Origin of the sequence: Stanieria cyanosphaera PCC 7437 (assembly GCF_000317575.1) — a bacterium.
Classification (GTDB): Bacteria; Cyanobacteriota; Cyanobacteriia; order Cyanobacteriales; family Xenococcaceae; genus Stanieria; species Stanieria cyanosphaera.
In genome coordinates this window covers 3,333,850-3,356,156 of the sequence record NC_019748.1, presented here as the reverse complement: position 1 = coordinate 3,356,156, position 22,307 = coordinate 3,333,850, and the positions used below count along the sequence as shown (strand labels likewise).

The 22,307-nt window shown below is 36.1% G+C and carries 23 protein-coding genes; 13 read left to right on the top strand and 10 right to left on the bottom strand.

The genetic code is table 11. The features are described 5' to 3' along the window. Positions 1 to 102 precede the first annotated feature (102 nt). From STA7437_RS14450 to STA7437_RS14420, 7 genes are all read left to right on the top strand, one after another. A complete protein-coding gene (locus tag STA7437_RS14450; RefSeq protein WP_015194133.1) occupies positions 103 to 534 on the top strand; it encodes a response regulator in 432 nt (143 codons plus the stop codon). Between the two features lie 38 nt (positions 535 to 572). Further along, positions 573 to 1,781, top strand: a complete 1,209-nt coding sequence (locus tag STA7437_RS14445) for an ATP-binding response regulator (RefSeq protein WP_015194132.1) — start codon at positions 573 to 575, stop codon at positions 1,779 to 1,781. A gap of 62 nt (positions 1,782 to 1,843) precedes the next feature. Next, positions 1,844 to 2,911 carry a hybrid sensor histidine kinase/response regulator gene (locus STA7437_RS14440; protein WP_015194131.1) on the top strand — a complete coding sequence of 356 codons (1,068 nt, stop codon included), beginning with the start codon at positions 1,844 to 1,846 and terminating at the stop codon, positions 2,909 to 2,911. Between the two features lie 86 nt (positions 2,912 to 2,997). After that, positions 2,998 to 3,807, top strand: a complete 810-nt coding sequence (locus tag STA7437_RS14435; protein WP_015194130.1) for a glucose 1-dehydrogenase — start codon at positions 2,998 to 3,000, stop codon at positions 3,805 to 3,807. Positions 3,808 to 4,006: 199 nt separating this feature from the next. Further along, positions 4,007 to 4,228, top strand: a complete 222-nt coding sequence (locus tag STA7437_RS14430) for a hypothetical protein (RefSeq protein WP_015194129.1) — start codon at positions 4,007 to 4,009, stop codon at positions 4,226 to 4,228. Positions 4,229 to 4,478: 250 nt separating this feature from the next. Further along, the gene (locus STA7437_RS14425; RefSeq protein WP_015194128.1) at positions 4,479 to 4,754 is read left to right on the top strand and encodes a DUF1830 domain-containing protein; all 276 of its coding nucleotides are present in this window, start codon (positions 4,479 to 4,481) and stop codon (positions 4,752 to 4,754) included. A 2-nt stretch (positions 4,755 to 4,756) separates the two neighbouring features. Beyond that, positions 4,757 to 5,632, top strand: a complete 876-nt coding sequence (locus STA7437_RS14420; RefSeq protein ID WP_015194127.1) for a sigma-70 family RNA polymerase sigma factor — start codon at positions 4,757 to 4,759, stop codon at positions 5,630 to 5,632. Between the two features lie 8 nt (positions 5,633 to 5,640). On the opposite strand, the gene STA7437_RS14415 is transcribed toward STA7437_RS14420, so the two are convergent. Beyond that, positions 5,641 to 6,279 carry a histidine phosphatase family protein gene (locus tag STA7437_RS14415; RefSeq protein ID WP_015194126.1) on the bottom strand — a complete coding sequence of 213 codons (639 nt, stop codon included), beginning with the start codon at positions 6,277 to 6,279 and terminating at the stop codon, positions 5,641 to 5,643. Between the two features lie 579 nt (positions 6,280 to 6,858). On the opposite strand from STA7437_RS14415, the gene STA7437_RS14410 reads away from it, so the two are divergent. The 3 genes from STA7437_RS14410 to mutT all read left to right on the top strand — a co-directional run bounded on the left by STA7437_RS14410 (position 6,859) and on the right by mutT (position 8,889). Then, on the top strand, positions 6,859 to 7,815 hold the full coding sequence (locus STA7437_RS14410; RefSeq protein WP_015194125.1) for an RNA polymerase sigma factor, RpoD/SigA family: 957 nt from the start codon (positions 6,859 to 6,861) through the stop codon (positions 7,813 to 7,815). A gap of 149 nt (positions 7,816 to 7,964) precedes the next feature. After that, entirely contained in the window at positions 7,965 to 8,303 is a 339-nt protein-coding gene (locus STA7437_RS14405) for a DUF760 domain-containing protein (RefSeq protein WP_015194124.1), read from the top strand. Between the two features lie 169 nt (positions 8,304 to 8,472). After that, positions 8,473 to 8,889: an 8-oxo-dGTP diphosphatase MutT gene (gene mutT / locus STA7437_RS14400; protein WP_015194123.1), complete on the top strand. Its 417-nt coding sequence runs from the start codon at positions 8,473 to 8,475 to the stop codon at positions 8,887 to 8,889. A 14-nt stretch (positions 8,890 to 8,903) separates the two neighbouring features. Here mutT and STA7437_RS14395 read toward each other — a convergent pair whose 3' ends face one another. Further along, positions 8,904 to 9,698: a TIGR01548 family HAD-type hydrolase gene (locus STA7437_RS14395; protein WP_015194122.1), complete on the bottom strand. Its 795-nt coding sequence runs from the start codon at positions 9,696 to 9,698 to the stop codon at positions 8,904 to 8,906. A 68-nt stretch (positions 9,699 to 9,766) separates the two neighbouring features. Between STA7437_RS14395 and STA7437_RS14390 the strand changes: the two genes are divergently transcribed. Beyond that, a complete protein-coding gene (locus STA7437_RS14390) occupies positions 9,767 to 10,069 on the top strand; it encodes a 30S ribosomal protein PSRP-3 (protein WP_015194121.1) in 303 nt (100 codons plus the stop codon). 63 nt (positions 10,070 to 10,132) lie between these two features. Here STA7437_RS14390 and atpC read toward each other — a convergent pair whose 3' ends face one another. From atpC to STA7437_RS14375, 3 genes are all read right to left on the bottom strand, one after another. Next, entirely contained in the window at positions 10,133 to 10,549 is a 417-nt protein-coding gene (gene atpC, locus STA7437_RS14385; RefSeq protein WP_015194120.1) for an ATP synthase F1 subunit epsilon, read from the bottom strand. A gap of 179 nt (positions 10,550 to 10,728) precedes the next feature. Then, positions 10,729 to 12,180 carry a F0F1 ATP synthase subunit beta gene (gene atpD / locus STA7437_RS14380; protein ID WP_015194119.1) on the bottom strand — a complete coding sequence of 484 codons (1,452 nt, stop codon included), beginning with the start codon at positions 12,178 to 12,180 and terminating at the stop codon, positions 10,729 to 10,731. A 169-nt stretch (positions 12,181 to 12,349) separates the two neighbouring features. Further along, entirely contained in the window at positions 12,350 to 13,162 is an 813-nt protein-coding gene (locus STA7437_RS14375; protein ID WP_015194118.1) for a tetratricopeptide repeat protein, read from the bottom strand. A 270-nt stretch (positions 13,163 to 13,432) separates the two neighbouring features. On the opposite strand from STA7437_RS14375, the gene STA7437_RS14370 reads away from it, so the two are divergent. Beyond that, positions 13,433 to 14,287 (top strand): hypothetical protein, encoded by an 855-nt coding sequence (locus tag STA7437_RS14370; RefSeq protein WP_015194117.1) that lies wholly within the window; start codon positions 13,433 to 13,435, stop codon positions 14,285 to 14,287. 16 nt (positions 14,288 to 14,303) lie between these two features. Here STA7437_RS14370 and STA7437_RS14365 read toward each other — a convergent pair whose 3' ends face one another. The 4 genes from STA7437_RS14365 to STA7437_RS14350 all read right to left on the bottom strand — a co-directional run bounded on the left by STA7437_RS14365 (position 14,304) and on the right by STA7437_RS14350 (position 19,090). Next, a complete protein-coding gene (locus STA7437_RS14365; protein ID WP_015194116.1) occupies positions 14,304 to 15,476 on the bottom strand; it encodes a homocysteine biosynthesis protein in 1,173 nt (390 codons plus the stop codon). Between the two features lie 54 nt (positions 15,477 to 15,530). After that, positions 15,531 to 16,589 carry an AI-2E family transporter gene (locus STA7437_RS14360; RefSeq protein ID WP_015194115.1) on the bottom strand — a complete coding sequence of 353 codons (1,059 nt, stop codon included), beginning with the start codon at positions 16,587 to 16,589 and terminating at the stop codon, positions 15,531 to 15,533. Between the two features lie 300 nt (positions 16,590 to 16,889). Further along, on the bottom strand, positions 16,890 to 17,594 hold the full coding sequence (locus STA7437_RS14355; protein WP_015194114.1) for a TVP38/TMEM64 family protein: 705 nt from the start codon (positions 17,592 to 17,594) through the stop codon (positions 16,890 to 16,892). A 434-nt stretch (positions 17,595 to 18,028) separates the two neighbouring features. Further along, positions 18,029 to 19,090: a DUF3616 domain-containing protein gene (locus STA7437_RS14350; protein WP_015194113.1), complete on the bottom strand. Its 1,062-nt coding sequence runs from the start codon at positions 19,088 to 19,090 to the stop codon at positions 18,029 to 18,031. 130 nt (positions 19,091 to 19,220) lie between these two features. Between STA7437_RS14350 and STA7437_RS14345 the strand changes: the two genes are divergently transcribed. Beyond that, on the top strand, positions 19,221 to 21,527 hold the full coding sequence (locus STA7437_RS14345; protein WP_015194112.1) for an alkaline phosphatase D family protein: 2,307 nt from the start codon (positions 19,221 to 19,223) through the stop codon (positions 21,525 to 21,527). Here the strand turns inward: STA7437_RS14345 and STA7437_RS14340 are convergent. Further along, positions 21,513 to 21,929: a response regulator gene (locus STA7437_RS14340; protein ID WP_015194111.1), complete on the bottom strand. Its 417-nt coding sequence runs from the start codon at positions 21,927 to 21,929 to the stop codon at positions 21,513 to 21,515. The two genes, STA7437_RS14345 and STA7437_RS14340, sit on opposite strands and share 15 nt — an antisense overlap. Positions 21,930 to 22,307 lie beyond the last annotated feature (378 nt).

Below are 22,307 nucleotides of genomic sequence, written 5' to 3'. Positions count from 1 at the left end.
CAAAAGAGAAAAAAAAAGTTAATCTAAGAAATTAAGTTTAAAATCTCACTATTATCCCAATAAAATCAACAATATATTCAAGATATTCATTTTAGGAGAAGAATGGAGGATAAAATTATTAATATTTTGCTCATTGAAGACGACCAAGTTGATGTCATGAATGTCAAAAGAGCGTTTAAGAAAAACCATATTGCCAACCCTCTTTACGTAGCAGAAAATGGCTTAGAAGCCTTAGAAATGCTGCGTTCTCATGACAACCAACCCCCTGTAGTCCCTAAAACACGACGGTTGATTTTACTGGATCTGAATATGCCCAAAATGAATGGGTTAGAGTTTCTTCATAAACTTAGAGAAGATCCTCAATTAAAACCAACCCCAGTCATTGTCATGACTACATCGGACGAAGACAAAGACAGAATTGAAGCCTACAACTTGAATGTAGCAGGTTATATAGTTAAACCCGTTACATTTGCCAATTTCGCCGAAGTAATGAGTACTTTAAACAAGTACTGGACTTTGTGTGAAATGCCTTAATTGGATTTGTAACCAGCCAGAACAATCAATCATAACCAATGACTTATGATCATTTGAAAATTTTATTAGTAGATGATGATGAAGTAGATCGTATTGCAGTTAAACGCGCTCTTAATAAAACTCCTTTAAAAGTTGATCTTACTGAAGCTGATGCTAGTAAGTCGGCAATAGCTAATTTGGTTGAGCAATCTTTTGCAGTTATTTTACTTGATTATCGGTTGCCCGACTGTAATGGTTTAGAATTAATTAGTCAAATTAAACAACTAAAAATAGATACTCCTTTCATTGTGTTAACAGGACAAGGAGATGAAGAAATTGCTGTAGAAATAATGAAAGCGGGAGCGTCGGATTATCTTGCCAAAAGCAAAATTGAACCGACAAATCTGGCTAAATCTATTAAAAATGCTATTCGTCTTTATCAAGCAGAAAAAGCAGTTGCGGTCGCGAATCGTCAACTACGCTTAACTAACGAATTATTATTACAAAAAAATAAAGAATTAGAACAACAACAACAACAAATTCAGTTAAAAAACCTCGAATTACAAGAAGCTTATAATCTTAAATCTCAGTTTTTAGCAACCATGTCTCATGAATTGCGAACTCCAATGAATGCAATCATGGGTTTTTCTCAATTATTATTACGTCAATATCCCGATCCTTTAACGAAAACGCAACAAGATATAGTAGAACGTATTTTTAACAATAGTCAAAATCTGCTTAATATGATCAATGAAATGCTCGATTTTTCTAAAATTGAAGCAGGTAAATTAGAACTTTCTTTTCAGGAATTTGATCTGGTTCAGCTAGTTACACTCACGGTAGAAGAATTACGTTCTTTAGCGATTCAGCAAAAAATTGACTTAAAAACACACATTGATTTAAGTAATCAGATAGTCTACCAAGATAAAAACAGTATCAAGCGAATTTTAATTAATTTAATTTCTAATGCAATTAAGTTTACCGAACACGGAGAAGTACAAGTCACCATTATAGAGATCGACTCCGATAAATTAGTGATTGCCGTTGAAGATACAGGTATTGGAATTGCACCAGAAAACCTTAAAGCTATTTTTCAAGCTTTTCGACAAATCGATCAAACTTTTACTCGTAAATATTCAGGAACAGGTTTAGGCTTGGCAATTACTGACTCTTTAGTCAAAATGATCCGAGGAACAATTTCGGTTAAAAGTCAATTGGGCAAAGGTTCAATCTTTAAAGTTGAAATCCCTCGTAAGGCTAATGTTTAAATATATCTTATTGAATAAAATGAATAGTATTTTAAAAAACTCATAATTAATTTTTGTAAATAATGTACGATCAGCAGAGTGTCAAAGGTAGCTATATCTTAGCTGTAGATGATATTCCTGATAATCTTTTTTTGATTCAATTAGCTTTGGAACAAGAAGGACATCAAGTTGTTCTAGTTAACGATGGTGCTACAGCTTTAAAACAAATTCAAAAATATCCACCTGCTCTGATTTTGCTCGATGTCATGATGCCAGAAATGGATGGTTATGAAGTAACTCGTCGAGTTCGTCAAGAGCTTAATCTATCTTATATTCCCATTATTCTCATTACCGCACGAGAAGAATCTAGTCTGGTAGAAGGTTTGGATGCAGGGGCAGATGAGTTTATTCGCAAACCAGTTCAAATTGATGAACTACAAGCTAGGGTTCGTTCGATGTTGCGCCTCAAACAAACCATCGATCAAAGAGAAAATTTTGTCTCGTGTTTAACTCATGACTTACGTACCCCTCTGGTGGCAGCTAATCGAATGTTAGCTTTAATGCAACAAGAAGCTTTTGGCAACATTACCGAGGAAATGAAGGAAGCAATTACTCATATTATTAGTAGTAATCAAAATCTCCTTCAGATGTTGAATACTTTACTAGAAGCTCATCACTATGAAGTTGGTGGCAAAATTCTCAGTTTTATTCCCTGTGAAATTCAATTATTAATTAAAGAAGTAGTAGCTGAACTTCAACCTTTAGCAGCAGAAAAAAACTTGGAAATTAAACAATATTTAGCCCCAGAACTAGACAAAATTTATGGCGATCGCATTGAATTGAGAAGAGTAATAGCTAATTTAGTAGGTAATGCTATTAAATATACTGATTCTGGTTATATAAAAATAAATCTGTACCAAAAAGACCAACAGATTATTATTGAGATCGAAGATACAGGTATTGGTATTGCTCCTGAAAATCTACCAAATATTTTTGAAAGATATCACCAAGGTAATCATCGACGTTCTGGTAAAGGATTAGGACTTTATCTTTGTCGCCAAATTGTTTCTACTCATCAAGGTAAAATTTTTGTTCAATCTGAACTAGACAAAGGAACTACTTTTACTGTTTGTTTACCACTATCTATTTAATTAATTATTACTAAAGAAGGATTTATTGAGAAGTTTTTTTTGCTAAATATTTAAAAGCAAGCAGCTTCTAATTAATTAAATTTCAGATGAAAGGATTAACAGGAAAAAATGTTTTGATCACTGGTGCAACTTCTGGGATTGGACAAGCGATCGCAGTCCGTTTTGCTTCAGAAGGTGCTAATGTTGCCCTCAACTATCGCAATGATCCTGACAAACTTGATCAAACTAAAGAGTTAATAGAACAGAATTGTTCTCAAGTTAAAAGTTGTGGTGGACAAGCAATCCCAGTAGAAGGAGATGTTTCTGAACCAGAAGATGTCGTTAGAATGTGTCAAGAAGTCATTAAAAAACTAGGCAGTTTGGATATTTTAATTAATAATGCTGGGTTTCAAAAAGCTAGTCCTTCTCATCAAATTGATATAGCTGATTTTGACAAAGTAATTGCTGTTAATCTACGAGGTGCTTATCTGTGTGCAACAGAAGCGATTAAGCATTTTTTAGACACCAAACGAGCCGGTATTATTATTAATGTTTCTTCTGTTCACGAAATTATTCCTCGTCCGCAATATCTCAGCTATTCGATTAGTAAAGGCGGAATGGAAAATATGACTAAAACTTTAGCACTAGAGTATGCTCCACAAGGAATTAGAGTAAACGCGATCGCTCCTGGTGCTACAGCTACACCAATCAATGACTGGCAAAATAACCCCGAACAACAAAAAGAAGTAGAAAGACATATTCCGATGGGTAGAGTTGGTACTTCTGAAGAAATGGCCGCTATTACCGCTTTTTTGGCTTCTGATGATGCAGCTTATATTACAGGTCAGACTTTATTTATTGATGGTGGTTTAACTCTTTATGCTGATTTTTTGCAACCTTGGTCAGCAGGAGAATAGGGATAAGACTATGTACTAATAAATTATATATCTGATGAACGATTGTTCTTCGCAATAGAATATCTATCATTTTAATGCGAGCAAATAATTATATTTATTACCTATTTTATAGAGCTAATCTAAAATAGTAACCTTTTATTTATAGGTAATTATCTTCTGAAATTACCCTAAAGGAGGTGAAAAATAGCTCGCTACTATTATGGCGAATATATTAACTAAAAACGGGGTATTTAAAATATTTATTTGGTTAACAGCCGAAATTTTTTTAAATCTGATTGGATTAGACGACTTAGCTGATTATAGTGAATTTATTTTCGAGCATAAATTAAAAATCGTACAAATAATTATAGCACCTAGTCTACCTAAAACTGCTAATCATTCATTATTTATTGCGCCAGCGATCAATAACTCTTTATTTTAATTTAATAGTGGGAGTTAAGCTTTTGCTTGATTTTTTTATTTTAAAATACTTGGCTCTCTAGCCTTCATTATTAGATTACATACAAAACTTAAATTTTTAGGTTTCTGCTGTCTTCGGGATCACTCAATTGAGTTGTAGATTATATCTTGAGGTCGATTTAAGTAATTAATAATTTTGAGACAATTTTATTTATATCAAAAATGTTTAATAAATTGATTATTTAATTTACCCAACTAGGCTCGCTAATCCCATGACTCAAATTTTTTTTCCTCAAGATTTAGAACTAAAAAATAAGCATCTCTGTTGTTATATTAATCGCACCAATAAAATTGTAATTGTTCGTCTTCATGGTATTCCTAAAAGAGATTGCGAAAGGGTAATTTTTCCTCAAGAGCGTTTTTTATTTGAAGCACCTATTGTTAGTGAACTTGAAGTAGTTCAAGCCTACTCAACTAATATTTTTAAAGACATGATTCCTTGCTCTGAACTAATTGTTAAAGAAAACAATCTTACAAATGTGGTTTAATTATGTCAAATAACATCGAAATTTATCTCAAACAAATTGGCAGAATTCCTCTTCTCAGTGCTACTCAAGAAGTTGATTTAGCTAATCAAGTACAATTAATGTTACCTTTGTTGGAAAAAAAACACCTTACACCAGAGGAACAAGAGATTGTCAGAAAAGGACAATGGGCTAAACAACAAATGACTCAAGCTAATTTGCGGTTAGTAGTCTCCATTGCCAAAAAATATCAGAATCGTGGTTTGTCTTTACTCGATCTGATTCAAGAAGGAAGTTTAGGTTTGATTCGAGCGATTGAAAAATTTGATCCTGATAAAGGTTATAAATTTTCAACTTATGCCTATTGGTGGATTCGTCAAGCTGTTACTCGTGCGATCGCAAATCAATCTAGAGCCATTCGTTTACCAATTCATATTATTCAAGACCTTAATAAGATTAAAAAAATAACTCGTCAATTATCTCAAGAATTAGGTAGACAACCTACTGAACGAGAAATAGCTAGAGAGATGAAATTAAGTCTCAAAAAACTTAGAATCATTAAAGCAGCAGCCCAAAAAACCAAATTAAAAAGCCTTAATGTCAAAATAGATGAGAACCAAACCGAGCTTGCTCAAATTTTAGCCACTGATTCTCCTTCTCCTACCGAAATTGTGACTGAAACCGAAAGAAGCAACCAGATTGCCAGTCTACTCGAAACTCTTTCTCCTAAACAACAAAATGTGATTGCTTTGCGTTATGGTCTTGATGATGGTATTCCCAAAACCTACGAAGAAATAGGGACTCGTTGTGGTATCAGTCGGGAACGAGTTAGACAAATTATTCATAGAGCAATGAAACTGCTCAAAAAACGTGCTATGCAGCTTGAAGTCTCTTTTGGATAGTTTTAAGATTAATTCAATCTAACTTTCTGTTCTGTTACATTTAAGTGAGAAGTATCTCCATTTAATTCCAGATGCCATCGATCATGCTGGCGAATTACTTTAACTAAACAACACAAAGAAGTTTTAACAACAGGATCGCCCACTACCAATCCTCTGGTAGCACCCAATACAGATGCACTATGACCGACTAAGAGAATATTTTCAGTATATTTACTGACCAATTTTTGCGCGATCGCCATAGTACGAGTATTTACTTCTATTTCACTTTCGGGGTATTGAGGAAAAATCTGAGAATGATAAGTCCAATCAATACGAGGATAATGAATCTTTAAATATTCTCTCGGATGAATTTGAGGTGATTCACTCATCCAATCTTGTTTATGCCATTCACTTAATCCAGCTTCTAATTTAATTGGTAAATCTAGTATTTCTGCAACTTCATTAGCTGTTTGAATAGTCCTTAGAAAAGGAGATGAAAAAATCTGAGTAATTTGCTCTCCTTGAAGGCGGTTGCCTAATTGCCTCGCTTGGATGAAACCATCTTCAGATAGAGGCGGATCGTAACGTCTAATAGCATTATTAAACCATTGGGGGTTAACAAAATCAAATCGATTGCCATGCCTGGCGATCCAAACTGTTTGTCTCATAAGCAACTTAATAATCTAATTTCCGTTATTTAGTGTCGGTTATTAAACCTAAGTTGTCTACTGAATAAACTTTACCGAAGAATAACACTATCAAAATTCATAATTGTGATTGCTGTATTGCAGCGTATTACAAAGAAAGCAATAATTTAAATATTGATTAAATTGCCGTTTTTGAAGAATTTTGTTGTCTAAGATGCACTTTTAGCACCTTTCTCTCGCTAAGCTAATTATTAGAAAGATCTAAAATTTAACCTTCAATGTATTATAGTTTGCTTTTCTAAGTAAAGTTACAATATTTAACAAAATCGTGTATTCTAGTAATAGAAAGCTAATCACGTACGTAGACAAACAAAGCGATCGCATTTCTGAATCATTAAAACTAACCACAGTAAAAGTATAAAATGATCGCCTTTTTGGATCGTCAAATCTGAAAAAGCAACCTAAGTTAACCAATAAGCTAACGTTTTTTTAATATAAGTTCACACATTTTTAATAATAACTCCATCGTTAAGCTGACGGTCAGATCTTTCCGTCAGGGTGGTTTTTTCAACCCTAATTATCACCTAGCCAACTCAAACCATGAAATCAGCGACCAAATCCAACGATCTTGTCAGAAGTTATCTCAAAGAGATAGGAAGAGTACCTCTGTTGACTCATGAAGAAGAAATTCTTTACGCCAAAAGAGTACAACAGCAAATCAAGGTAGAAAAAATCAAAGAATCTCTCCAAGATAAATTAGGAGAAGAACCAACTGAATCTCAATGGGCTGATGCTGCGGAAATTACGGTAGAAGAATTACGCAATATCATTCAAGCAGGAGAAGCAGCCAAACGCAAAATGGTAGAAGCCAATCTCCGTTTAGTAGTTTCTGTTGCTAAAAAATACCTCAAACGCAATCTTGATTTACTTGATTTGATTCAAGAAGGTACTATTGGTATGCAAAGAGGAGTAGAAAAATTTGACCCTACCAAAGGTTATCGTTTCTCTACTTATGCTTATTGGTGGATTCGTCAAGCCATAACTCGTGCGATCGCAGAAAAAGGCAGAACGATCCGCTTACCCATTCATATTACTGAAAAACTCAATAAAATCAAAAAAGCTCAACGACAATTAGCACAACAGAAAGGTAGAACAGCTACCATTTCCGAATTAGCAGAAGAATTAGAACTAACACCCAAACAAGTCAGAGAATATTTAGAAAAATCTCGTCAACCAATTTCTTTAGATGTTCGCGTTGGCGATAACAATGATACTGAACTCGGAGATATGCTAGAAGATACTGGTGCTTCACCAGAAGACTATGCTACCTACTCTTCTCTTCGCAAAGATTTAGACAAATTGATGACTGATTTAACTCCCCAACAACGGGAAGTAATTTCGCTTCGATTTGGTTTATCCGACGGCAAGCCTCTTACTCTAGCTAAAATTGGAGACTGTCTCAATATAAGTCGTGAAAGAGTACGTCAAATTGAAAGAGAAGCTCTTGCCAAATTACGCAAACAAAAAACTAATATTCGCGAATATCTTGCTAGTTGAACTCAAACATAAATAGGTCGGGGAATTAGATCGGTTTGGTTCGGTTCTACCGACCATAATTAAGTTATACAATTGTTACATTATATAGTGAAGATTGCTGAATCAATGTAACAACCCATAACACCAAAACCACGATAAGGAGGTATTCGGTGAACCAAGAAAATCGCGCTAAAAACATCTTCGGTAGTGAAACTGAAAGTAATCGGCTCTGGCAATATGTTCAGTCTTTGAGTCCAGATACAATTGCCCAACTTTCCAAGCCTGAATCTCATGAAGTTTTTCAGGTTATGGAACGCAATATTATTGGTTTGTTAGGCAATCTTCCTTCAGAACAATTTGAGGTGTCAATCAGTACTAGTAGAGAGGATTTAGGTAGGTTATTAGCGTCTGCGATGATGAGTGGGTATTTTCTTCGGAATGTCGAACAACGCATGACCTTTGAAAAGTCGCTTCAAAAATTAGAAGGAAGTTTTTACGAAGACGAATAATTGTCTAGTTTTCTACAAATATTTTTATAAAATTGTCAAACAATTAGATTAAACTGCTTATTTTTAATTTAATCTTGAATTGTTAAAACAATAAGATTTCCTGCGTCCTGAAAAATTTTTTGGGACATCCAGGAATTTTGTTTGAGGCAAATCAAAACATTTATTATTCATGACCGAAATAGTTTGTACTGTACCTCATAAAAAAATTGGGGTGGCAGTTATTCGTAATCAACAAGGAAAGATATTAATAGATCGCAGACGCTCTCAGGGTGACATGGCTGGTTTGTGGGAATTTCCAGGAGGAAAAGTTGAACCAGCAGAAACGGTTCAAGAATGTATTGCAAGGGAAATTAAAGAAGAATTAGGCATAGAAATTGCAGTAGGCGATCGCTTGATGACGATTACCCATCGTTACCCTAATTTTGATGTGACTTTATTTGTGCATGATTGCGAGCATCTTAGTGGTGAACCTCAACCAATTGAATGTGAAGAGATTCATTGGGTAAGCGTAACCGAAATGAAACAATACCCTTTTCCTGAAGCCAATCAGCAAATTATTGCCATGCTGGAGAAGATTAAAAATTAATTAACATTTTCGCTCTAAATATTTGAAATCAATTGTTGAATTAAATTAGCATTCAATTTTTCTACATTGTTTAAGACTGTAGTTGCTCCAGCATTAATTAATTTGTTGCTATATTCTGTTTGTTGGGAAGTTCCTAGTACATGAGGAGGCAACACTCCAACACCCAACCAAAGACGTTCTGGTTGAATCTGTTGCGCCTCAGTGATGGTGTACATATCCGCTACCGTATCCCCCACATATAAAACGGGAGTTAGACTTGAATTATTATTTTCCAATTGAGCGATCGCTTTAAATAATCCAGTAGGATCGGGTTTACTCGGTGCATCTTCCATTGCTACTAAAATAGTTTCTGTTAAACCCAGACGTTTTTTCAAGACGTATTCCGCTGAACCTCTAGTCGCTCCACTAAAAAACCCCCAGCCGATTTGATCGGCATTTAATTGTTGGAGATATTCAATTGATAATAGAAGTGGTTCGGTTGTGATATAACCATCCCACTGTTGAGGGTTTAAACCCCGATATTTGCCCTGAAAAAAAGCAACCAACTGATTATAGTCCAAAGCTATTTGCTGCCGTTGCTGCCCCTGAGATTGATAATAGCGATAAACTAATTCGCGTGATGCTTCCCAATCATTATTCCACACTCCTTCACTTTTGAGTTGGTCAATCTCAATCATTGTTGGTCGATATTTACCCTGGGTAAAATGCTCTACCGTATCTGCGATCGCTCTACGATAAGAATTACCCACATCTCTAATTACTCCGTCAATATCAAATACTACAAGTGTGGTGAAATTTTCGGTTTGCATGGTAACAGATAAGGTATAATACAATAGGTTTATTGTGACAATTTAATTGAATGAAGTCGGAGGCTTAATTGGAGTCAAGATTTACTTTAAAAGTTTTATGGTTAGATAAGGACGTAGCTATTGCGGTAGATCAAGTAGTAGGCAAGGGAACAAGCCCCTTAACTGCTTATTTCTTTTGGCCACGGAATGATGCTTGGCAGCAGCTACACGACGAACTAGAAGCGAAGCATTGGATCGCAGAAAACGAAAGAATTGAAGTCCTCAACAAAGCTACAGAGGTCATCAATTTTTGGCAAGAACATGGTAAAACTACTACCATGTTGCAAGCTCAAGATAAGTTCCCTGACGTAGTTTTTAGTGGTACTAACTAATATTTTTAAATTTTTACTAATGATTTAGGGCAGAGTTATTGAACTTCTGCCCTCATTTATTGTTTAAATTGAGACAACACCACCTGCTGCTTGAAAACGCGCTCTGGCACGTTTTAAGGCTTGGGTTGCTTGGAATTTTTGTTGGCGATCGCTACCTTTGTCGGCTGTTTGAAAACGACTTTGAGCTTGGTCAAATTCTGCTTTAGCGGTTGCCTTGTCAATTGTTTCGCCCATTTCTGCACCATTGACCAAAACTTTCACTTCATTATTTTCCACTTCAGCAAAACCGCCCATCAAAGCGATCGCTTTCCATTCTTTGCCTGGACGAATTCTCATCACACCAATATCAAGCGCACTTAATAAGGGAGCATGACCAGAAAGAATACCCAACTGTCCAGTTGTACTTGGTAAAACTATTTCTTCGACCTTGTCATTCCAAACAGTTTTATCTGGAGTAATGACTTTTAAAGTTAATGCCATCTTATTTTAGTTATCAATTATCAGTTATTTCGTAGGGGCGATTAACTAATCGCCCTTACAAAGTTATCAGTTACCTGTAGAGACTACGCAGTGCTACGTTTACGCAGTTACCAGCATTATCAGCTAATAATCACTGTTTACTTACTGGTCACTGGTCACTGGTCACTGTTAACTGTCATCTAGCCTTTTTTGAGTTTGTCAGCTTTAGTCTTGGCTTCTTCGATATCACCAACCAGATAGAAAGCTTGTTCTGGTAAATCATCTAATTCACCATTGAGAATCATCTGGAAGCCTTTGATAGTTTGTTCTAAAGAAACATATTTACCAGGAGAACCAGTAAATACTTCCGCCACAAAGAAAGGTTGAGATAAGAAACGCTCAATTTTACGAGCGCGGTCAACAATGACACGATCTTCTTCAGATAGTTCGTCTAAACCTAAAATGGCGATAATATCTTGCAGTTCTTTATAACGCTGTAAAGTAGATTGAACTGCCCGAGCGGTATTATAATGCTCTTCTCCAACAATCCCAGGCTGTAACATGGTACTAGTAGAATCTAAGGGGTCTACCGCAGGATAAATCCCTTTAGAAGCCAATCCACGAGATAATACTGTAGTTCCATCTAAGTGAGCAAAAGTAGTTGCTGGTGCAGGGTCGGTTAAGTCATCCGCAGGAACGTAAACAGCTTGGATTGAAGTAATAGAACCTTCTTTAGTAGAAGTAATCCGCTCTTGTAAATCACCTACATCAGTACCAAGAGTAGGCTGATATCCTACCGCAGAAGGCATCCGACCGAGTAATGCTGATACTTCCGAACCAGCTTGAACGAAACGGAAAATATTATCAATAAACAACAATACGTCTTGTTTATTAACATCGCGGAAATATTCCGCCATAGTCAAAGCAGATAAACCTACCCGCATTCTTGCGCCTGGTGGTTCATTCATCTGACCGTATACTAAAGCGATTTTAGATTCTTCAGGATTATCAGGGTTGATTACCTTAGATTCGATCATTTCATTGTAAAGGTCATTCCCTTCACGAGTACGTTCGCCCACACCGCCAAACACGGATACACCACCGTGTTGAATCGCAATGTTGTTGATCAACTCCATCATAATTACGGTTTTGCCTACTCCAGCACCACCAAATAAACCAATTTTTCCGCCTTGACGGTAAGGAGTAAGCAAGTCAATAACCTTAATCCCAGTTTCAAATACTTTGGGTTTGGTTTCTAAGTCAGTAATTTTAGGAGCGGGACGGTGGATAGGAGAAGTTTCGTTAGTATTAACAGGACCTTTATTATCTACAGGTTCACCCAAAACGTTAAAAATTCTACCTAAAGTTGCTTTACCGACGGGAACGCTAATTGGTGCGCCAGTATCAACAATATCCATACCTCGTACCAAGCCATCGGTACTGCTCATGGCAACCGCGCGGACTTGGTTGTCGCCTAGAAGTTGTTGAACTTCGCAAGTAACAGCTACATCCTGACCGGCTGCATTTTTACCTTCAACTTTTAAGGCATTATAAATACGGGGCATTTTGCCGGTGGAAAACACTGCATCGATTACAGGTCCGATAATTTGAGTAATTTTACCAATGTTTGTTTTATCTGTTGTGGCTACCATGCTCTATGTCTATTTGGTGGTTAGCTATATATAAGGCAGGAGAAATCTTAATTTAGTCTAAAATTTGCCATCTTATAGATTATCACTTTATTGAACTCTCTGGACATTGTTTCTTGAGTTACTTTGCTCTAACTAAAACTTAGAGCAAATCGGTAAATTGGGCTAAATGCTAAGGTTCTACAGGATTAATGGCTAAATTATCAATTAATTGACTAATCTGGTCTTTGAACTGAGCCGGTGCAAGAGATAAAGCCTGCTTTAACCAAGTTTTAGCTTGGGAATTTTCACCTTGTTTACTAAGGACGAGAGCTTTTGCCAAAACTGGACGAAAATCTTGGGGATTAGCAGCAATAACTTCTTCATAGATTTGATTGGCATCGCTATAGTGTTCAGTTTGACTATAAACTTCGCCTAAAAGTAATTTGATTGAAGCAATATCAATGGTATTTTCTGAAGCTGTTTGACTAGATTGTGACTGTTTTAAGGTATCTTGAAGAATTGCGATCGCTCTTTGAGGTAAATCTTGAAATAGATAAAGAGAAATAATTCCGCTCAAGGCTTGAATATTAGCTACATCCTGTTTCAGAATTTGATTATAAGCTGCTGCTGCTCCTTCAAAGTCTTCGGTTTGTTGTTTGGCTTGAGCTAGTAAGATGAAATATTCGGGTTGTTTAGGATTGAGTTGAGCTAATTTCTCCAGAAAAACAATCGCTCCTTGGAGGTCTTGTTGTTGAATTTTAATGTTTAATAAACCTTTAAGAGCAGTTTGATTGTTAGGTTCTCGTTCTAGAACTTTTTGATAGCCTTTAGCTTCTGCTTCTAGTTGAATTTGTTGGTCTTGAGTTATTCGTGGACTAGTTTGACTAATTAGCTGATTTTCTTGCCAAATACTACTTATTAAAGGTAATCCTGAAAAGCCAATTAATGCCAAAAGCATTGTAATTAGGACAACATAAACCCAGCGATCGCGTTTTGCTTGCATGATTCCACCAAGGAATTGATTATAATAGGCTGACGGGGTACACCAACCTCGGACGAAGTATCTTCGACTATCTAAATTAACTTAACTTGTGTTGCTAGATGATTCGGCTAATCCCAAGATCATTTATGCTGAACATGGGAGCCTCAATTTATTCCAATAAATCAAGGCTTAATAGTTTATTTATAATTTTGTGAGTTATTGTAACTTGCAGCAGGATCGATTATCCTGTCTCTTTTACACCTTGTAAGTCTCCGCCTCCAGGTACGACATATGAATCTGGCTAAAAATCGGTCTTCCGAGTTATCCTCTTCTCCCAATAAAAAGATTGTTAAATCTCCAGCTATGTCTACTCAGCCCAAAAAAATTATCAAAAGTGATTCGGAAAAACCAGAATCTACTACGGCTGAGCAAGAACGTAAACAGCCTATTCCCCCTCCTTCTCATCCTCGTCAATATCGAGCTATTGGTTTAATTAGAGCTAGATATGAAGTCACGGGAGAGCAAGTTACTCAAGGAGAGTTAATTACACCCGAAGGAACAAAAATTGAAGCTGTTCTTCTAGGAAGGGTTATTAGTTTAATCAAAAAACATCTCGATTTGACCAAAGAACATCTTTGGGTTGTCTATCCTCGCACTAAAGCACAAGATGATAGCTTACACGTGCAAATCGTTGGTGTTTGGGAACCAGAAACCCTCAGTCAAAACTCAAATGAGCCTGTTCCAGCCAGTAATGAGGTTGAAGACGGTTATTTTTCAATTCGCGGGGAGGTAATCTTTTTCTCTCAGGAAAAAGAAGTAATTGTGATTAAAATCAAGCAATTTCCTCGTAAAGAAGGAGATAAAGTTAAATTTTTTAAACTTAAACTTCAAGGAACTCTAAATCGACCTTTACGTCATTTTTGGGATTTAAAAGTTGGTTTAGAAGGACAAGCTTTAGTGATCAAAGAAGCAACGGATTTAGGTGTAATTCAACAGAAAAATCCTAGGTTTAAAAAAGGCGGAAGCAGAAGACCTACTGGAAAACCCTATCGAGCAGGTAGACCAACTCCTAACCCTAATCCGGGTTCTAGTTCGGGTGGCTATAGCTCTCGTTTAACTCCTCCCACTAAAAAACCAACAAAATAACCAATCTCTATCGCCCTTATTCTAAAGTTAAAGGAGAGTTTCTTTGGTCTTGAGGTACAAAAGACCGCTCTTGAGGAATAGGGGCAACAGGCTCAGTAAGCGTAAACTGACCATTCATAATTAGATCTTTGAGTTCTTCGGCTATTTGTCGAGAAAGATAAATACTAGCTAAAGGCGCAACTCTAACTAATTTACCTTCAATTTTGATTCGACCGCTTTTGAGTTGTTCGTAGGTAACTAAGCCGAAAGTAGGACGAACTCGACGAGGAATAGAAAAATCGATCACTGGAGCAACAATCTCGCTGTCTTGTACGGCACAGAAACGAATTACTTCTTCTCGCAACACAGGTAAAGGAACACCTACTCCTAACATCAGAGATGCTCCATAATTGTGAAAATAACAGCCTCTAACCCAACGAGGATTCATTTGTTTAGCATCACCAATTAAGGAAATAGTAGCAGCCGGTCCAATCGGTGTACGATTAGGAAGTCTTTTTTGCAAAGGAAAATGTTGAGTACCTTCCCACGCTACATAACCAATTCCACCGCCTAGCAAAACTTTACTACCAATGCCGATTAGTTGCAGGTCGGGATCATTCATCAACGGAGAGATAGCACCAGGATTAGAATATACCGCATTACCTAATCTCGGTTGCAAAGAACCAAGATAAGTAAATAATTCGCGATCGCCACCATTAACACCAACAATAAAATTTTGATATAAATTACGTGGATTAAATAAATAAAATTGATTGATTGTATCTTTGGTAATGGTATTTTCAAAAGAAGCTCTTGGATAACAGTCAGTTTTTTGTCCAATTGCTTTGAGATGAACTGATTTTCCTGCGATTAAATCTTCAATGACATGACCACCACCTTTTTCCACATTGGTTTCGCCCTCAGCCATTGCGGTTGCACCTAAATAAAGATCTACTGCACCAAAACCAGCATAGGCAGGTATCCCATCGAGCCAACACTGACGAATTTTAATCGGGGGATCGGTATGTCCTAAGTTAATTACTGCACCCGAAGATTCCATCGGCTCAAACGTACCAGTGCAGATCACATCTACCTGTTGAAAAGCTTTACTAACACCGATTTCGTTGACTTTAGTTTTGAGTTCTTCTACCGTCCAAGCTACAACTGTATGTTGGTGAATCTTGTCATTGATTTCTGCGATCGTTCGCATAGTTAGATTTAAAGTTAGTTATTGTAATTGTAAAGTAAGCAAAGGCTCTAAATTTTAGCTTGGTTCTGGTTCATTAGGATTATTTTCTGAATCATTATGCCAGCGATCAAGTACATCTTTAATTAAAACTTCTTGAATCCACACTTGAGCAACTACTGTTAGTGGAAGAGCCAAAAACAAACCTAAAAAACCAAAAAAAGTAGCAAAAAATACTTGAGCTAGTAAAGTAACAGCAGGTAATAAAGAAACTTGCTGTGCCATTACGATAGGGGTGAGAAGGTTGGTTTCAACTTGTTGAATTCCAATATAGAGAATTAAAACCGCCAAAGATTTCCAAGGAGCTTCAATTAAAGCGATCGCCATTGGGAAAAGTACACTCAAAGTTGGGCCAACATTAGGAATAAAAGTTAAAAATCCTGCTAACATTGCTTGAGCTAAAGCTAGAGGAATACCTAAAATCAATAATCCAATTAAACTTAAAGTTGTGATTACGCAGACATTAAATAAAATTCCTACTAACCAGCCTTGCAAAGCTTGATCACAAAGTTTTAAAATTTTGTCAACTCTACGGCGATAAAAAGAAGGAAATAAACGAATAAAACCTTGACGATAGGGAATTGGATCGGCAAGTAACATTAAAGTTAAAGCCAGTAGCAGCAGCATACTCAACAAAGCTCCTAAAGAGCTATAAAAAACACTAATGCCTCCACCTAGTAATTGATTGAGCAGTGGTTGCAATTGTCGCGTTAATTCTTTGGTATCAGGTAAAGAGTCAATTAGTTCTGGATCGAGGCGATTTAAGAAAAAATCTAGCCAAGTATTTAATTTTTCGATTCCTTGAGGTACAAGTAATGCTAGTTGCTGAAATTGAGTAGCAAAAGAGGGTAAAACTACTGAAAAAAACCCAATCAAAGTGGTGAGCAAAAGCAACATGGACAAAGCAATGGCAACACCTCGTCTCATGCCTAGTTTTTGAAAAAGTTTAACTAGAATGTTTAAAGAATTAGCAATTACAACCGCAGTAAATAATAACAATAACAGTTGTCTAATTTGCCACAGGACGTATAATGAAAGCAAAAAAACTATTAAGCCAATCCAAGCACCAAAACTCACAGCCAAGAATTCTTATAAAGGATTCATATAGATTAACTTTCTTCTCAGGATTTTGGTACTTTAACTTAAGTTCAAAAAATTACAAATTAAGAGCTTTCTATTGATTAATTTAGTTAAAACTTTTTAATTAATATCAATTGAAATCAAAATTTTAAGTATTAGGCAAAATTAAATATAGCGTTTCTCATATTGGTAAGGTACACCATTAGTAATTAGTAATTACTAATTACTAATTACTAATTATGAGGGATGAATAATCAACAATTAACCATTAACAATTAACTATCAACCATCAACAAATTATTTTTTTTTGGAAGAATTAAATTGAGAAGACAAAACTTGTCTAGTTAACTTAGTCGTGTATAGCAATACAGCGATCGTGGCTAAAATACCAACTACAGAAAGAGCCATCGTACCACGATTCGCTTCGCCTTTAATGAGATTAGTACCGACAGAACCCAGATAGACATATAACCCAATCACAGGCAACATTCCTAACCAGGAAAAAAATATATAATGCCAGAAATCGATTCTGGTAAGGCTAAAACCATAATTAAGAATGTTAGAAGGCAAAAATGGTGATAAACGAGTTAAAAAAACAATTTTCCAGCCTTTTTGTGCTACAGCGTGGTCTAGTTGAGCAAATTGAGGTCGTTTAATCAGCCATTGTTTAATTCTTTTGCGAGCGATCGTTCTACCTAGTCCATAGCAAGCACTTGCACTCAAAGTATCTGCTAGAGAAACTAAAAAAACACCTTTGTTAAAACCGAATAAACTTCCTGCTGCTAAAAAAAGAAAAATAGCTGGTAAACCAACTAAAGTAGCAAGTAGATAAATTCCTAAAAAAGCTGGAATACTCCAGTAACCCAATTGTGCTAACCAATCATCAACATAAATTAAATAATCTCTAAAAGTTAACCAACCTAGCAGAATGATTACAGCTAAGATTGCTAAACTTCCTATAAGTAACTTCAATTTGTGTTTGGGCAATAACTTGCCACTCATGCATTCTTCCTAAATAGTAATAGTGTTGGTTAGATCAGATCGTATAGCAAAATATTAAATTAGGGCAAAGCTGATTAGATGAGTTTCGTTTCAAAATCTAAATGTTATGAATGACGGGGAACGGTCGGGAGTTGCAGAAGGGGAAAAATTTAATTTTTAGTTATCATCAGAACTTGATGTTATCGCTAAAGTAAACGGTATATCGGTGAGGAGTAAAGCAAAAAATTCTGGTGATGCCTTTTTTCACTGCATCTGGGCAGTCAAAATTGGTAGAGACGTAACACGTTACGTCCGTACACAAGTTTCAATACTAAGCTTTGAACAGTATCAGGTAGTTCTGTGTTCATTAGTCTAGATTGGCATTGACAATAGATGCATAAAGAATGCTTTATTCTTTTGGTTGTGAACTAACCAATCAGCAACTCGGTTGTATTTTATTTCAGTTGAAATACATCCGCAAAAATTTCTCTTGGTTGAGGTCTCCTAGAGGGATCGGGAGAATCATAAACAATCAATAAAGAGTCTTTTTGTCCCAAACAATCATATAAAGCCAATCCTTCGGCACGGTCTGTACCTACTTTGAAAGGTAAATCGAATAAAACTTCTAATTTTCCAGATTCTTGTTCGCTCAGACTGTCACCAGAATAATCAAGGGCATTATACCAACGAAAAACACGCATAGCACCATCTAACACCATAGTTGGTCCGGCCAAAATAATTAAATCTTCTCCATGCAAACACAACTCTCTTACGCCTAAACCATCAAGATTAACAAAGTGTTTTTTATACAGGCGGTCTGTTTTTTCTATTTTTTTCAGAGTCAAAATTCCAGGTTCGGTTTCTTCTATTTCTAACTCTAAAATAATTGCCCAACCTCGTAAAACAGGCCCTCGTAAACCTAAAAAGATTTTATTTTGATGAACTGCCAATCCTTCAACATCTAAACCGTTATCTTTAGAAGGAAGTGCAGAAGTAACAATTGCACCCAAATGTTCATCTTGTTTGAGTGCCTCAATTAAAATATTACTTGCTTCCTTTGTTTCTAGAGTAGCTGCTCTTTTTTGCTCGTTAGGGTCTTCAGTGGGAGAATAAGATTTAACTGGTTTGCCATTAACAATAGGAATACGTACCAGTAAATAGCGATTGGCTTCAGTTTTTATTTGAGTAAGTCTTTGCAAATCTTTTTTAGCTTTTTTACGTTTGGTACTATGAGAACCTGTCAGCCAAAGATAACCATCTGAGTAATCAAATCCTTCAATATCAATTTCATTTTCTTGATCGAGTAATTCAACAAAATCACCCAATGGAAAATGTTGGTGATGAGCAAAAATATTCGGTTCGACAAGAGAAACCCGCTCAATTCCTAATAGTTCATCAGAACCAAGCCATAAATTACCGTCTGGGGTAATTGCTACGGCGGATAGATCTCCGATTAAATCTTCAGATTCGTCTTCAAAGCGAAGCAAAACGCGACTAAGTAAAAAACCTTCAGTCATGATAATTGTGTTGAGAATAGTTAATTAATTTATCCTTATCAGAATTGGATTTTTTTTACTTCCAACCTAAGTAATACTATGATTAATTTGAAACTCGATATATTAAAAATTATTCAATCCCCGATTTCAATTGAGACAAACTCTCGATTTTTTAACAAATATCAACGACTTGCCTTTGATTTTGGCAGGTCCTATTTTACGCCGAACAGAAACAGATGGTATTGCAGTTTGGCTGGCACTTAAACAAGCAAGTAAAGTAACTTTAAAAATTTATGCTACCGCAGCAGGTAGAGGACAATCTCTTGAGCGGGAACTAGGAGAAGGAGAGGGTCAGACAATTCAGCTTGGTCAATATCTGCATTTGCTGGTTGTAACAGTAAAACTAAAGCAAAATAATCGCCTCAAACCTGGACAAGTTTATGCGTATGATTTGTATTTTGATGGGCAAATCAATTTAGCTACAGCTTTAGATAACACCAAAATCAGTTATTTTGACCATCAGTTACCGACTTTTTCTTTACCGTCAGCAGATTTAAATCAGCTAAAAGTTATTCATGGTTCTTGTCGCAAACCTCATGGTGGAGGAAGAGATATTCTATCTTGTTTAGATGTTTTAATTGAAACTTCTGCTGATTTAGCTGATGAACGACCTCAACAACTGTTTTTGACTGGCGATCAAATTTATGGGGATGATGTTGCCGATCCTTTTTTGTGGTTGACTCAAAAAGTTAGTAATTTCTTGTTGGGATGGGAAGAAAATCTTCCTTTGCTTGAAGGTGTAATCAAACCAAGTGAATTACCACCAGGAAAACGAAGTGAAATTGCTCGGCTCGAAGGTGGTTTCACGGCAATGCTACAAAAACAACCCGAAAAAGCCAAAAGTCATTTGTTTAGTTTTGGGGAATATGCAACTGCTTATTTGTTAGCTTGGTCACCTGTTTTGATGCGATCGCAATTTCCTGCTGGTCGAGAAATATTTACCGACTCTAAGTTAGCTAAAAATTGGGATCAAGAGCTTCTCTCACTTACTAGTTTTATTGAGGATTTGCCTAAAGTCAGAAGAGCTTTAGCTAATATTCCAACTTATACAATTTGTGATGATCATGATATTAGCGATGATTGGTATCTTAATCGACTTTGGTGCGATCGCGTCTTAAGTAAACCTTTAGGGAGAAGAGTTGTTCAAAACGGTTTACTTGCTTATGCTTTGTTTCAAGCTTGGGGTAATACTCCTGAACAGTTTCAACCAGGAACGTCAGGAGAAAAACTGTTACAAGCAGCGATGAAATGGTGTTCTTCTGCTGGAACTGATTCCATCTCATCAGTAGCCATCATTCGTTATTTGGGATTACCACCGGTTGAACTTCACACAGGATTACCTCAGTTGCAACCAGACCAAGATGTGTTGATTTTGGCTCGAGACAAAGAGGCTTTAACTTGGCATTACAGCATCAAAGGTTCTAAACACGAAGTATTTGTCTTAGATACCCGTACCTGGCGTGGTTATCCCCGAACAGATAGACAAGGCAAACAACCTCCGATGTTATTGTCTCATACTGCTTTTGAGCAGCAACTAATTAATCCGCTCGCTAGTTCGGATACCGGTCAAATTGAAGCTACTTTGATCGTTCTGCCTACCAATCTAGTTACTTTAGGTTTAATTGATCAAGTTCAAAGATGGGAATTAAAGCGAAATCGAGTATTTAGTAATGATGTGGGAGATTCTTGGAATTTTCATCAAACTGCTTTTGCTAAACTACTACTATCTTTAGCCCAAAGTCGCGATCGCATAATTATTCTTTCAGGAGATATTCACTATAGTTGCGCGATTCGTTTGACTCACTGGTTTTATGATCCAGCCAGCACTGCTGTCTTAGTCCAGTTGACTTCAAGCGCGATTAAAAACTCAGAATTATCAACTCGGATCGTTCAGACCAGAATTAAAAATCTTTTCCCAGAACCAACTGAAAATTGGTTAGGATGGCAAAAATCTCTCCGTTTGCTTAAATTACCCCAAAATCATTGGTGGCAAAGCTTGGGTTTTGGGCAAAAACCACCACAACTATCTAGCTCAAGCTCTCCTCCCGATTGGCAATATCAACTCGAATGGTGTTACAGAAAACCAATCCGACCATTATTCAAACGATCTAGCAAATCATTAGCTAATCATAAGTCTAGTTTTTGGCAGAATCTTTTCAAATCATTATTATTTTGGTTATGGCGTAATCCTTGGTTACAAGAAGGATCAGAAGTCGTTGGACGCAACAATATCAGTTTAGTTAGATTTCAATGGTCATCTGAAGATGAACATAAAACAGTCATTCAAGAAACTTACTGGCATCCTCCTTGGAATAATCACGAAATTGTTAAAAGTAATTATGTTATTTCTCTTAAACCTCAATCTCCACCAACACTACCTGGATTACGCAACTCTTAACGCTCCAGGATGAAAAAATTGTGGAGGTAGATTGTAACGAATCTTTTCATTCAATTCATCAATTAAATAAGGTTTACACAAATAATCGTTACAACCAGCAGCCAAGAGAAGGTTTTGGTCTTCTTTGCGCGCTAAGGCAGTTACAGCTATAATTGGTAGATTTTTAGTTGATTTTCCATGTTTAAGGTCGTGAACCAACTCCAAGCCGTTTCTATCCCGTAACACAATATCAACAATAATTAAATCAAGTTGATGGTTTTTAGCTAGCTCTAAAGCTGTTTGTGCATTGTTTGCTGTTATAAAAGTGTATTTAAAAAATATTAAAGCATGAGAAATTAAAATTAAATTATCTTCGTCATCTTCTACTACTAAAATAAGCGGAAACTTGCGCTCGGCTTGCATTGCTCACCCTCCTTGCAAATTTTAGCGAGGATGCAATTGTCAAGTGAATTCCTTGCACTTGTAACAAATTGGATCTCTAGTTTTGATTGTTTGTTGATTTTTCTCTGCTACAGACAATCTTGCCTAAGGAGAAAAAACTCAAGTCACAATCACCATTTGTTAGCTATTACCTTATGCTACATCAAGAATAATGAGTGAATTATTACAAAGCATTAATATTTTTTAATCTAGATTAAAAATTCTCAGTAATTAAATTGGTAGCGATCGCGACTAAGGCTTTTTAGAGATATACTACCTAATCAAACTTGATCTTTAATAATGTTCCTGCAATTTAAACGACTGAGTTGCGTTTTGATGTCAAAATTAATATTAGTAATT